Below are 12803 nucleotides of genomic sequence, written 5' to 3'. Positions count from 1 at the left end.
GGGGCGCCCTGTCTTCGTCGGGCCGCGTGCGAGGCCCGCGACTTCCGGCCGCCGTGAGCATTCGGCGGCCGGTGTGCGTACTACTCGGCGACGGAGGCCCCGACCGGGACCTCGGTGAGGATGGTGCGCCTGGGGTTGGCGGTCTGGGTGGGCAGGTCGACGGAGTGCTCCGGCTGCTCCGGGGTCTGCAGTTCGTCGGCGTCCTCGAGGTGCGCCAGAGTCGTGCGCCGCGGGTTGGCTATGGTGCGGAACATCATCGTCGTCTTCACGGTTTGTCCTGAGCCCTGTTCTTGTTGTCGTTGTCGCCGTATTTGTAAAGCGCCAGGCTAAACACGCGATTCCCCGACGAAGGCGTGAAGTAGTCGTGATCAGCGTGTGAGTTTGCTCACGGATCTGTGCGCAAACCGGTCAATTCCGACCTGTAACACGACCCAGCGAAACGGACATTGGCCCACTGAAGCCATCATTCCGCTCCCGATCATGGCGACTGGGACACCGGTCTATCCCCAGCGACTCGCTGGGGAAAGTCCTTTATGTACGGAAACGGTTTCCACACCCCGTAATCCCTCACTCACGTGCTGTCACGGAGGTCACAGCTCGGTCCACGGCCCTTGTTGGAGATCCGGCACTGTGCTGGAATTCCACGGACCGCCGCAGGATCGAGCCGGTGCACAGCGGGCGCGACGCAGCGCCGAGTGGCGGCGAGACAGGGGGAAGCGCCGGTCACTCACGACCACCCAGGAGGGCGCGTTCAGGGCGCTCTCCACAACGCCGACACCGTGTCCTTCCGTTCGCGCGGAGGGGCGCCTGGTCCAGAGGTTGCGACGCTAGTGCAGGGACGTTTCAAGAGGGATGGCAGTGCTTCGGCGGAGCCGGAGCCGCATGGCGGGACCGACCGCGGTTCCTCGCCCCAGCACGCCCAGAACCCGGGCCCGGCCCCGTCCGGCGACGGCGGTGAGCGCTCCGGGCGCCCCGGCGCGTCGGCACCTTCGGGAGCCACGAGCCCCACTCCCCCGGTCAAGCCCGCCAAGAGCCCGCCCGGCCCCGGCTCGCGCGTAGCCCTGCGCAACTGGCGCATCTCCACGCGCCTGGTGTCGCTGCTCGCGCTGCCCGTGGTCGCCGCGACCTCGCTGGGCGCGCTGCGCATCAGCCAGTCGATGGACGACATCCAGCAGCTCGACAACATGAAGCTGCTGACGGACATGACCAAGCAGGCCACCGAGCTGGCCACCGCGCTCCAGGACGAGCGCGACCAGTCCGCCGGTCCGCTGGCCCACGGCCTGAAGGTGACCGACTACACGGTCAAGGGCCTCCAGGACAAGACCGACGACGCCCGCGACAACTTCCTCGACGCCTCCGAGGAGATCGACGACGCCACCAAGAACGGCCAGCTCCAGGGCGTCCGCGACAGCCTCGTCGGACTGGCCGGCCAGCTGGACGGGCTCGCCAAGATCCGCAAGTCCGCCTACCAGTCGAAGAACAACTCGACGCAGACGGTCGAGGCCTACCACCGCCTGATCACCCAGCTGATCGACCTCTCGCAGGACATGGCGGAGGCCTCCAGCAACCCGGAGATGATCACGCGCACCCGCGCCCTGGCGGCGTTCTCCACCGCCAAGGAGTACGCGTCCGTGCAGCGCGCCGTGATCGCCGCGGCCCTGCCCGACAACAACACGACGACCGGCCGTATCTCCGAGAACGACCGGCTGTACGCGCAGTCGGCGCTGGCCAGCGAGACCTCCGAGCTCTCCATCTTCCGGAAGATCTACGACAAGCAGGGTGCGGCGGAGCTCCTCCAGCCCATCGACGAGGGCAACGCGACGATCAAGTCCGCGGACACCTACGCCAACCGCGCCCTCGGCAGCACCGACGGACTCGCCGAACTGCAGAAGCGGTCCTACCGCGACTGGGTGGACGAGAGCTCCACCAAGATCGACCAGATGAAGAAGATCGAGCACACGCTGCTCGAGGACATGGAGCAGAAGGCCCGCGAGCTGCGCAGCGCCACCGAGCGCGACGCGATCATCTCCGGTGCGCTGATCCTCCTCGTCCTCGGCGTGTCGCTGGTCGGCGCCTTCGTCGTGGCCCGCTCCATGATCCGCTCGCTGCGCCGTCTGCAGGAGACCGCCACCAAGGTCGCCCAGGACCGGCTGCCCGAGCTGGTCAAGCAGCTGTCGGAGTCCGACCCGCAGGACGTCGACACCTCCGTGGAGTCGGTCGGTGTGCACTCCCGGGACGAGATCGGCCAGGTGGCCGCGGCCTTCGACGACGTGCACCGCGAGGCGGTCCGCCTCGCCGCCGAGCAGGCCCTGCTGCGGGGCAACGTCAACGCGATGTTCACCAACCTCTCGCGCCGCTCCCAGGGTCTGATCCAGCGCCAGCTGTCGCTGATCTCCGAACTGGAGTCCCGCGAGGCCGACCCGGACCAGCTGTCCTCGCTGTTCAAGCTCGACCACCTCGCGACGCGTATGCGCCGTAACGGTGAGAACCTCCTCGTCCTCGCCGGTGAAGAGCCCGGCCGCCGCTGGACCCGTCCGGTCCCGCTGGTCGACGTGCTCCGCGCCGCCGCGTCCGAGGTGGAGCAGTACGAGCGCATCGAGCTCGCCTCCGTGCCGACCACCGAGGTCGCCGGCCGCGTCGTCAACGACCTCGTGCACCTCCTCGCCGAGCTGCTCGAGAACGCCACCTCCTTCTCCTCCCCGCAGACCAAGGTCAAGGTCACCGGTCACGCGCTGCCCGACGGCCGGGTGCTGATCGAGATCCACGACACCGGTATCGGCCTCTCCCCCGAGGACCTCGCGGCGATCAACGAGCGGCTCGCCTCGCCGCCCACCGTGGACGTGTCGGTCTCCCGCCGCATGGGTCTGTTCGTGGTCGGCCGGCTGTCCCAGCGGCACGGCATCCGCATCCAGCTGCGCCCGTCCGACTCCGGTGGTACGACCGCGCTGGTCATGCTCCCCGTGGACGTCGCCCAGGGCGGCAGGAAGCCCACTCCCGGCAAGCCCGGCGGGCCCTCCGCGGGCGGTCCGGCCGCCGCGCAGGCGGCCGCCGGTGCCGCCGCCGCCCGACGGGCGGGCGGCAACGGCGGCTCCCTCGGCGCCGGTGCGCCCGGTGGCGCCCTCGGCGGCGGTTCCTTCGGTGCGGGCGCGCCCGGTGGCGCGCTCGGCGGGGGTGCGCCCTCGGGTGGCGGACGCATGGGGGCCGGTCCCGGCTCGCGCGGCCAGGTCGGTTCCGGTCAGGGTCCGCGGGCGGCGCTGCCCGGCGCGGGCCAGGGCGGCCGTCCCGGCGCGCCCGGCGGAGCGCGTGGACCACAGCAGGGCCGGCCCGCTCCGGCCGGTGCGGGCGTCTTCGGCGGTCCGGCAGGTCAGGCGCCGGGTGCCCCGCAGGGCCTGCAGGCCGCCGGCACGGGCGCGCAGCAGCAGGACGCCTTCGGCAACAACCGCGGCCCGGTTCCCCCGCAGCGCGGCAAGAACGCCTCCGACCAGGGCCGCCAGCCCCAGCTGCCGCCGCGCGGCGGCCCGCGGGCCGAGCTGCCCGGCGGCAACCCCCAGCAGTCGCCGAGCTGGAGCGACGACAACGCCCAGCCGCCGGTGTCGCGTGCCTCGCTGGACACCCCGCGCGGCCACGACGAGCAGGACCCGGCGCAGCAGACCTCGCGGATGCCGCGCGTCGACGACCGGCAGGGTCCGGGCGCGACCGCGGAGATGCCCGCGATCGGGCGGTTCGACGACCGGCAGGGTCCGGCCGCCACGGGCGAGTTCCCCCGCGCGGACCTGAACGGTGTGAACGGCTCCCGGAACACGGGCCAGTTCACCCGCCCGGGCGCCGACGACCCGCAGAACACCGGCCAGTTCCCCCGCCCGGACACGAGTGGCGGACAGGGCACGGGCCCGTTCGTCCGCCCCGACGTCTTCGGCACCCCGGCCGGGCAGCCGGACCCCTCCGCCACGGGCCAGTTCGCCGCCCCGCAGGCGTACGACGCCGGCTCCACCGGCCAGTTCGCCGCACCGGGCTACGACCCCAACTCCACCGGCCAGTTCGCCGCGCCGGGCTACGACAACGGTTCCACCGGGCAGCACGCCCTGCCCGGCCGCCACAACGGCTCCGGCACCGGCCAGTTCGAACGGCCGCAGACCGGTGGCCGCGGTGCCGACCTCGGCACGCCGCGTCCGCCGGCCCCGCAGCAGCGTCCGGCCCGTCAGGAGCCCGAGGCGCTGCCGCCGGCCAGCGGTCCCGGGGACGGTCGTACACCGCTGTACGACACCCTGGAGACCAACTGGTTCCATGGCCAGGGCGGCCAGCAGGAACCGCAGCAGAGCAACGGCTCCGCTGCGGCTCCGGCCCCGCAGCAGCCGCAGGCCCCGGCCCCGCAGGCTCCGGCCCCCGCCGCCTCGGCGGCTCCACAGCGTCCCGCAACCGGCTCCTGGCGCACCTCGCCGAACGACGAACTCGTCCGGCAGGCAGAGCGCGTACGGCAGCCGGCCGCGGGCGGCGTCACCACTTCCGGCCTGCCGCGCCGGGTGCCCCGAGCGAACCTCGTACCGGGCACGGCTCAGCAGCAACAGCACCAAACCGGTCCGCAGGTCTCGCGTGCGCCCGACGACGTACGCGGCCGGCTGACCAATCTCCGTCGGGGTATCGCGCAGGGTCGTCAGGCCGGCAACGGCCAGACGGGCAGTTTCCCGAGCACCACTCACCAGCAGGAGCGTTAGTTGAGCCCGATGAGCCAGGCGGCACAGAACCTCAACTGGTTGATCACCAACTTCGTGGACAACACCCCCGGGGTGTCCCACACCGTCGTCGTGTCCGCCGACGGCCTCCTTCTGGCGATGTCCGAAGGCTTCCCGCGTGACCGCGCCGACCAGCTGGCGGCCGTCGCGTCCGGTCTCACCTCGCTGACGGCCGGGGCCTCCCGGATCTTCGAGGGCGGGAGCGTGGCGCAGACGGTCGTCGAGATGGAACGCGGGTTCCTCTTCCTGATGTCCGTCTCGGACGGGTCGTCCCTGGCCGTCCTCGCCCACCCCGAGTGCGACATCGGCCTCGTCGGTTACGAGATGGCGCTGCTCGTCGACCGCGCGGGTGCGGTTCTCACGCCCGACCTGCGCGCCGAACTACAGGGCAGTCTGCTCCACTGACAGGCCTCGGTACCACTCCCCTCACCACATCACCGTCCGGCCGCCACAATCCCCCCACCGGCCTCGTCAGACGGCTTGACTGACCGACTTGCTGTCCCGCCCGGAGGATTCATGACCCCGCCCACCGCCTCTCATGATCCGTACGCCGAGCCGTACGGGGACGAGGGCGACCAGCCGCTGGTACGTCCGTACGCGATGACCGGTGGCCGGACCCGGCCGCGCTATCAGCTCGCCATCGAGGCGCTGATCAGCACCACGGCCGACCCGGCAGCGCTCATGGGACTGCTCCCGGAGCACCAGCGGATCTGCCACCTGTGCCGTGAGGTGAAGTCGGTCGCCGAGGTGTCGGCGCTGCTGGCCATGCCGCTGGGCGTGGCCCGCATCCTCGTCGCGGACCTCGCCGAGGCCGGTCTGGTGGCCATCCACCAGCCGGGCGGCGACGAGAACAACGGCGGCGCACCGGACGTGACGCTGCTCGAAAGGGTGCTCAGTGGACTTCGCAAGCTCTGACGGGGGCCGGGCGACCACCTCCGCGAAGATCGTGGTGGCGGGTGGCTTCGGCGTGGGCAAGACCACGTTCGTCGGTGCCGTCTCGGAGATCAACCCGCTGCGCACGGAGGCCGTGATGACGTCCGCCTCTGCGGGCATCGACGACCTCACCCACACCGGGGACAAGACGACCACCACGGTCGCCATGGACTTCGGCCGCATCACGCTCGACCAGGACCTGATCCTGTACCTCTTCGGTACGCCGGGCCAGGACCGCTTCTGGTTCATGTGGGACGACCTGGTCCGCGGCGCCATCGGCGCGGTGGTGCTGGTGGACACCCGGCGCCTGGCCGACTGCTTCCCGGCCGTGGACTACTTCGAGAACAGCGGTCTGCCGTTCGTCGTCGCCCTCAACGGCTTCGACGGACAGCAGCCGTACCAGCCCGAAGAGGTGCGCGAGGCCCTGCAGATCGGGCCGGACACCCCGATCATCACCACCGACGCCCGGCACCGCGCCGATGCCAAGAGTGCGCTGATCACGCTGGTGGAGCACGCCCTGATGGCGCGGTTGAGGTAGCACCCAAGTCGCTATTGCAATGGGAACGTTGCCGTTGACGCATCGGAGCCGGCTGTGGCCTTTGACACGGTCGGCTCCGGTGTTCATAACGTTTCGGCAGAGGAATCGGGTGGTATCGCCACGCGTCGCGGTCGCGTGGTGCCGCTGCGCTCACAAACGCCCCGTCTTTTGGCGGGGCTCGCTCTTTATGACCGTTTTATCTGGGGCTTACATCACTCCCAATCAGAGGTTTCCGCTGTTTGGAAGTGCGCATGCCCCCGTGCTGGAATGCCTGAACTGCCCAATAGTCAAAGACGTACTGACTAGTGGTCTATGACACACCGGGCTCTGAGAGACTGCGGCACGACGTAGGTGCCCGCCGCCGAGAGGTTGTTGGTCGAGTGAGGCGAAGCAAGAACGGTCCCGAGCCGTCGGCGCGGGGCAACTTCACCCCGCCGCCGCGCGCTGCGGCGCCCACCCCTGTGCCCGGTAACGAGCCGACGGCCGCCCCCGCCCCGAGCGGCGGGCGTTTCTCCCCGCGCAACTGGCGCGTGCCGACCCGGCTGAACGCGATCCTGCTCATACCCGTGATGGTCGGCCTCGTCATGGGCGGCTTCCAGGTAAAGAACTCGATCGACACCTGGCAGGAGGCCCGCGACGCGGAGAACACCGCGCGTCTGGTCCGTACCGCCCTCGCCTACGCCGACGCCCTCGAGAACGAGCGCGACATCACCGCCGCCCCGTTGCTCCAGGGCAAGGGCCGGGACAACACCACCGTCACCACGATCCGCAAGAAGACGGACCAGGCCGCCGACGCCTTCGACCAGGCCGCGCAGAACATGCCGGACAAGTCCGGCCTGAAGCGCCGACTGCAGCTGTTCCGCGAGGTCGAGCCCAAGCTCCAGCAGCTGCGCGCCGCCGCCTACACCACCCAGCTCACCGGCGTGAACACCGAAGAGGGGTACATCAAGGTCAGCCACCCCTTGATGGAGTTCGCCAACGAGCTCGGTCTGGGCACCGGCAACATCACCTCCTACGGCCGTACCGTCTACGCCATCTCGCTGACCAAGGCCGCTCTGTCGCTGGAGCGCTCCATCGGCATGCACCTGCTGATCAAGCCCGGCCCGGACGACGGCAACCTGGCCACCCAGCGGGTCTCCCTGTCCTCTTACGCCTACCTGGAGCGGATCGCCGTCGAGGAGTACATCGGCGGTGGCACCGAGGCCGACGCGCAGAAGCTCGACGACGCCGAGAAGAAGGTCAAGACCGACGGCGCGGTGATGGCGCGGGAAGCCAAGGCCGAGGACCCGAACTACGTGGCCCCGCCGTCCAAGGTGGAGACGATGGTCTCCGCCCTGGCGACGCTGAAGGACACCGACACCACCACGCGCGCCGGCCTCGCCCAGAAGGGCATCACCGCGCAGAACTGGTGGGCGGTCAACACCCTCAAGTACAACGCCTACCGGCAGATCGAGTCCGACCTGGCCGACAAGGCGGTGAGCGAGGCCTCCGGCATCGCCGACGACGCCAAGACCGACGCCTTCATCACCGGTGCCGTGGTCGTGGTCGCCCTGCTCGCCGCGTTCATCCTGGCCGGCATGGTGGCCCGCCAGATGAGCCGCTCGATGCGCCAGCTGCGCAACGCCGCCTTCGGCATCGCCGAGCAGCGCCTGCCGATGCTGGTCGACCAGCTCTCCCGCACCGACCCCGGCCGCGTCGACACCCGCGTGGCGCCCATCCCGATCACGTCCACCGACGAGATCGGCGAGGTCGCCCGGGCCTTCGACCAGGTCCACCGCGAGGCCGTCCGGCTCGCCGCCGAGCAGGCCCTGCTGCGGGGCAACATCAACGCGATCTTCACCAACCTCTCGCGCCGCAACCAGTCGCTGATCGAGGGCCAGCTGACCCTGATCACCGACCTGGAGAACAACGAGGCCGACCCGGACCAGCTGGAGAACCTCTTCAAGCTGGACCACCTGGCCACCCGTATGCGCCGCAACGGCGAGAACCTCCTGGTCCTCGCGGGCGAGGAGCCCGGCCGCCGCTGGGACCAGCCGGTCCCGCTGGTCGACGTGCTGCGCGCCGCCTCCTCCGAGGTGGAGCAGTACGAGCGCATCGAGCTCTCCGGCGTCCCCGAGGCCGAGATCCACGGCCGCGCGGTCACCGACCTCGTGCACCTGCTCGCCGAGCTGCTGGAGAACGCGACCACGTTCTCCTCCCCGCAGACCAAGGTCCGCGTGACCGCGACCCGTCTCCCCGACGGCCGCATCATGATCGAGATCCACGACAAGGGCATCGGCCTCACCGCCGAGGACTTCGCGGACATCAACCACAAGCTGGCCAACCCGCCGACCGTGGACGCCGCGATCTCCCAGCGCATGGGCCTGTTCGTGGTCGGCCGGCTGTCCGACCGGCACGGCATCCGCGTCCAGCTGCGCCCCTCCGGAGAGCAGGCCGGCACGACCTCGCTGGTCATGCTGCCGGACGCGATCACGCACGGCGGTGGCGGCGAGCAGGCGCTGGACCGCGACGAGTTCACGGTCTCCCAGATCATCCCGGAGCAGCAGTTCCAGGGCGAGAGCTTCAACCCGCAGCAGCAGCAGCTCCAGCCGATGCGCACGGCGGCCGAACTCGGCTTCGACGACAGCCGCTACGCGGACGTCCCCGACGACATCCGGGAACTGGACCCGGTGGGCCGCTCGCTGATGCGCGAGGAGCGCCGTGCGGCCCTGGAGGCCCAGTCCCACCCGCACGACCCGCAGGACGCCTCCGAGGCGTCCGCGTACGCCGACGAGTTCGACGCCCAGGGCTACGACGGCAGCCGTACCGGCTACCAGGAGCAGCCCGCGGCCTACGACCCCCAGCAGGCGTACCGGGAGCAGGCGCAGACGGCCTACGAGGAGCCGCAGCAGCCCGCGTACGAGGAGCAGTACTACGCGCCGAACGGCGGCCTGCCGCAGAACGACGCCTTCTCGTCGGGCGGCGGCTACCCCGAGCCCACGTATGCGGAGCCGGCCCAGGAGGAGCCCGCGGCCGCCCAGTCCGCCGCGTCCGAGTCGTACCCTGCCTACCAGGAGCAGTCCTACCAGGACGACTGGCCGCAGCAGGACGGTTACCAGAACGGGTACCCGGCCCAGTACGCTCCGGAAGCGGAATCGGCGCAGGCCGGTGACGTGAGCGAGCGGGACCGCGTAGGCTTCGACCGTCCGGGAACGTCCTCCCCCGCCGGTCACGCACTGACCGACGCCGGGCTGCCCCGCCGTGGATCCGCCGCGAGCGGTTCGAACGGCGCCGGCGGCGCGAACGGTACGCGGCACGTGACGCGGGAAGCCTCGGCTTCCGCACCGGAGAGCGGCGGCAACGGCGGCAACGGCGACTGGCGTTCGGCGAACGACCAGCGCTGGCAGCAGGCCTCGCAGCTCCGGAAGCCCAAGGCAGGCGGGGTCACCTCCTCGGGTCTGCCGCGGCGGGTACCCAAGGCCAACCTGGTCGAGGGCGCCGCCGAGACCACCCCCCAGGGAGGCCCACAGGTCTCCCGCGCCCCGGAGGACGTCCGGGGCAGGCTGAGCAACCTGCGTCGAGGCGTCCAGCGCGGACGCAGCGCAGGCAGTGAAACGAACGGCCAGGGCTTCGGTCCTGACAGCACCTACAACCAGGAGCGTTAGTGTGAGCCCGATGAGCCAGGCGGCACAGAACCTGAACTGGTTGATCACCAACTTCGTGGACAACACCCCGGGGGTGTCCCACACGGTGGTGGTCTCCGCCGACGGACTCCTTCTGGCGATGTCCGAAGGCTTCCCCCGCGACCGCGCCGACCAGCTCGCGGCCGTCGCCTCCGGTCTGACGTCTCTGACGGCAGGCGCCTCCCGGATCTTCGAGGGTGGCAGTGTGAACCAGACGGTTGTGGAGATGGAGCGGGGATTCCTCTTCATCATGTCCATTTCCGATGGTTCGTCGCTCGCCGTCCTCGCCCACCCGGAGGCGGACATCGGCCTCATCGGGTACGAAATGGCGCTTCTGGTGGACCGCGCGGGCACGGTCCTTACCCCCGATCTCCGGGCGGAACTCCAGGGAAGCCTTCTCAACTAACAGTCAGACGGTGCGTTTTCGCGTCCCGTAGCCGTAAGGTTTCGGGACGCGGCTCCACAGGGATGGGTGCCCGGCGCAGTCGGAGGAGGAGAAAGTGGCAACACCCCCAGGCGGTTCGTCTTCGGGCAACTGGTCCTACGGCCCTGCTCAGGGCCAGGGCGACGGTTCGGCGAACCGGTACAACTTCCCCTCCGCCCCGAGCCACCGGCAGCCGTACGCGCCGCAGGGCCCCGGCCCGTCGCCGTACGACCAGCCGCCCGCGCCGCGCATCCAGCCGGTGCAGCCGCAGCGTCGACCTGAGCCGTCGCCCGCCGGGGCGTCGAACAACCCCTTGGTGCGTCCGTACGCCATGACCGGTGGCCGGACCCGCCCGCGGTACCAGCTCGCCATCGAGGCACTGGTGCACACCACCGCGCAGCCGCACCAGATGCAGGGCCAGCTGCCCGAGCATCAGCGGATCTGCAACCTCTGCCGAGAGATCAAGTCGGTAGCCGAGATCTCGGCGTTGCTGACCATTCCCCTCGGCGTGGCCAGGATCCTCGTCGCCGACTTGGCGGAGGCGGGCCTGGTCGCCATCCATCAGCCCGGCGGCGACGAGAACGCCGGTGGCCAGCCAGACGTGACACTGCTCGAAAGGGTGCTCAGTGGACTTCGCAAGCTCTAGCGGCGGTCCTTCCCGCTCCACCACCTCCGCGAAGATCGTGGTGGCGGGCGGCTTCGGCGTGGGCAAGACCACGTTCGTCGGCGCCGTCTCGGAGATCAACCCGCTGCGCACAGAGGCCGTGATGACTTCCGCGTCGGCGGGCATCGACGACCTCACCCACACCGGGGACAAGACGACCACCACGGTCGCCATGGACTTCGGCCGCATCACCCTGGACCAGGACCTGATCCTGTACCTCTTCGGTACGCCGGGCCAGGACCGCTTCTGGTTCATGTGGGACGACCTGGTCCGCGGCGCCATCGGCGCGATCGTCCTGGTGGACACCCGCCGTCTCGCCGACTGCTTCCCCGCGGTCGACTACTTCGAGAACTCGGGTCTCCCCTTCGTCATCGCCCTCAACGGCTTCGACGGCAACCAGCCGTACAACCCGGACGAGGTCCGCGAGGCGCTCCAGATCGGCCCCGACACGCCGATCATCACGACGGACGCCCGCCATCGCGCCGACGCCAAGTCCGCGCTGATCACTCTCGTGGAGCACGCGCTGATGGCCCGCCTGCGGTAGCCGACGGTACGTGCTCGAAGGGGCCCCCTCCCTGCGGAGGGGGCCCCTTCGTGTGGGCCGGGCACACAGCCGGACACACAGGCCGGGCACACACGGAGAAGGGCCCCTCCCGAAGGAGGGGCCCTTTACCGTCGTACGAGCTCAGTGCCAGCTGTGCGGGGCGCGGAAGCCGGGCTCCCGCTCCAGGCGGCGCCAGCCGGCCTTGGCGCGGCCACGGTGGGTCTGGGCCGTGGCGTCCGGCTGGGCGGCCGCACGGGCCAGGAGGACGGCCGTGATGGCGGCGACCTCCTCGGGCTCGGCGTGGCCCTTCTCGACGCGGATGTCAGCGTTGTCCATGGGTGTCAGTCTCCGTGAGAGAGGTTTCCGCGGGGGTACCGCGGAGGTTCCGCCGGGTTACTGCGGGGGGTTGCCGTGCTTGCGGGACGGCAGGTCGGCGTGCTTGGTGTGCAGCATCGCCAGGGACTTGATGAGCACCTCGCGGGTCTCGGCCGGGTCGATGACGTCGTCGACGAGGCCGCGTTCGGCCGCGTAGTACGGGTGCATCAGCTCGGCCTTGTACTCCTTGACCATCTTCTGCCGCATGGCCTCGGGGTCCTCGGCGTTCGCGATCTGCCGCCGGAAGATCACGTTGGCCGCGCCCTCCGCACCCATCACGGCGATCTCGTTCGTCGGCCACGCGTACGTCAGGTCGGCACCGATGGACTGGCTGTCCATCACGATGTACGCACCTCCGTACGCCTTGCGCAGGATCAGCGAGATCCTCGGCACGGTCGCGTTGCAGTAGGCGTACAGCAGCTTCGCGCCGTGCCGGATGATCCCGCCGTGCTCCTGGTCGACACCCGGCAGGAACCCCGGGACGTCCAGGAAGGTGACGATCGGGATATTGAAAGCGTCACACATCTGGACAAAGCGCGCAGCTTTTTCGCTGGCCTCGATGTCCAGGACGCCCGCGAGGACCTGCGGCTGGTTGGCGATGATGCCGACCACCTGGCCGTCGAGCCGGGCCAGCGCGCAGATGATGTTGCGGGCCCAGCGCTCGTGGACCTCCAGGTAGTCGCCGTCGTCGACGATCTCCTCGATGACCTTGACCATGTCGTACGGCCGGTTGCCGTCCGCGGGGACCAGGTCCAGCAGGACGTCCGAACGGCGGTCCACCGCGTCCGCGGACTCCACCCGGGGCGGGTTCTCGCGGTTGTTCTGCGGGAGGAGGGAGAGGAGGTAGCGCACCTCGGCGATGCAGGTCTCCTCGTCGTCGTAGGCGAAGTGGCACACACCGCTCGTCTCGGCGTGCACGTCCGCACCGCCGAG

The 12803-nt window shown here is 70.3% G+C and carries 11 protein-coding genes; 8 read left to right on the top strand and 3 right to left on the bottom strand.

All coding sequences use genetic code 11. The features are described from left to right. Positions 1-80: 80 nt before the first annotated feature. Positions 81-269 carry a hypothetical protein gene (locus ACZ7L0_RS29610; RefSeq protein ID WP_471245579.1) on the bottom strand — a complete coding sequence of 63 codons (189 nt, stop codon included), beginning with the start codon at positions 267-269 and terminating at the stop codon, positions 81-83. Between the two features lie 561 nt (positions 270-830). Here ACZ7L0_RS29610 and ACZ7L0_RS29605 point away from each other — a divergent pair. The 8 genes from ACZ7L0_RS29605 to ACZ7L0_RS29570 all read left to right on the top strand — a co-directional run bounded on the left by ACZ7L0_RS29605 (position 831) and on the right by ACZ7L0_RS29570 (position 11495). Beyond that, positions 831-4712, top strand: coding sequence for a sensor histidine kinase (locus ACZ7L0_RS29605; protein ID WP_471245578.1), 3882 nt, complete (start codon positions 831-833; stop codon positions 4710-4712). A 9-nt stretch (positions 4713-4721) separates the two neighbouring features. After that, the gene (locus ACZ7L0_RS29600; protein ID WP_003993189.1) at positions 4722-5135 is read left to right on the top strand and encodes a roadblock/LC7 domain-containing protein; all 414 of its coding nucleotides are present in this window, start codon (positions 4722-4724) and stop codon (positions 5133-5135) included. A gap of 111 nt (positions 5136-5246) precedes the next feature. Then, positions 5247-5645, top strand: coding sequence for a DUF742 domain-containing protein (locus ACZ7L0_RS29595; RefSeq protein ID WP_019058642.1), 399 nt, complete (start codon positions 5247-5249; stop codon positions 5643-5645). Then, entirely contained in the window at positions 5626-6201 is a 576-nt protein-coding gene (locus ACZ7L0_RS29590; RefSeq protein WP_132855910.1) for a GTP-binding protein, read from the top strand. The genes ACZ7L0_RS29595 and ACZ7L0_RS29590 overlap by 20 nt, the downstream gene beginning before the upstream one ends. Positions 6202-6581: 380 nt before the next feature. After that, positions 6582-9845, top strand: a complete 3264-nt coding sequence (locus ACZ7L0_RS29585; RefSeq protein WP_471245577.1) for a nitrate- and nitrite sensing domain-containing protein — start codon at positions 6582-6584, stop codon at positions 9843-9845. 10 nt (positions 9846-9855) lie between these two features. Beyond that, entirely contained in the window at positions 9856-10269 is a 414-nt protein-coding gene (locus tag ACZ7L0_RS29580) for a roadblock/LC7 domain-containing protein (protein WP_004983065.1), read from the top strand. A 94-nt stretch (positions 10270-10363) separates the two neighbouring features. After that, on the top strand, positions 10364-10933 hold the full coding sequence (locus ACZ7L0_RS29575) for a DUF742 domain-containing protein (protein ID WP_388796717.1): 570 nt from the start codon (positions 10364-10366) through the stop codon (positions 10931-10933). Next, positions 10914-11495 carry a GTP-binding protein gene (locus ACZ7L0_RS29570; protein WP_026248371.1) on the top strand — a complete coding sequence of 194 codons (582 nt, stop codon included), beginning with the start codon at positions 10914-10916 and terminating at the stop codon, positions 11493-11495. The genes ACZ7L0_RS29575 and ACZ7L0_RS29570 overlap by 20 nt, the downstream gene beginning before the upstream one ends. A gap of 141 nt (positions 11496-11636) precedes the next feature. On the opposite strand, the gene ACZ7L0_RS29565 is transcribed toward ACZ7L0_RS29570, so the two are convergent. Both ACZ7L0_RS29565 and ACZ7L0_RS29560 read right to left on the bottom strand, forming a co-directional pair. Continuing rightward, positions 11637-11831, bottom strand: coding sequence for an acyl-CoA carboxylase subunit epsilon (locus ACZ7L0_RS29565; RefSeq protein ID WP_471245576.1), 195 nt, complete (start codon positions 11829-11831; stop codon positions 11637-11639). Between the two features lie 57 nt (positions 11832-11888). Continuing rightward, positions 11889-12803, bottom strand: a 915-nt coding sequence (locus tag ACZ7L0_RS29560) for an acyl-CoA carboxylase subunit beta (RefSeq protein WP_471245575.1), incomplete at its 5' end; no start/stop codon positions are given.

This window comes from Streptomyces sp. NPDC039424, from assembly GCF_055639495.1.
Note: the sequence above shows the minus strand (reverse complement) of the source record. Positions and strands in the feature narration are given on the sequence as shown.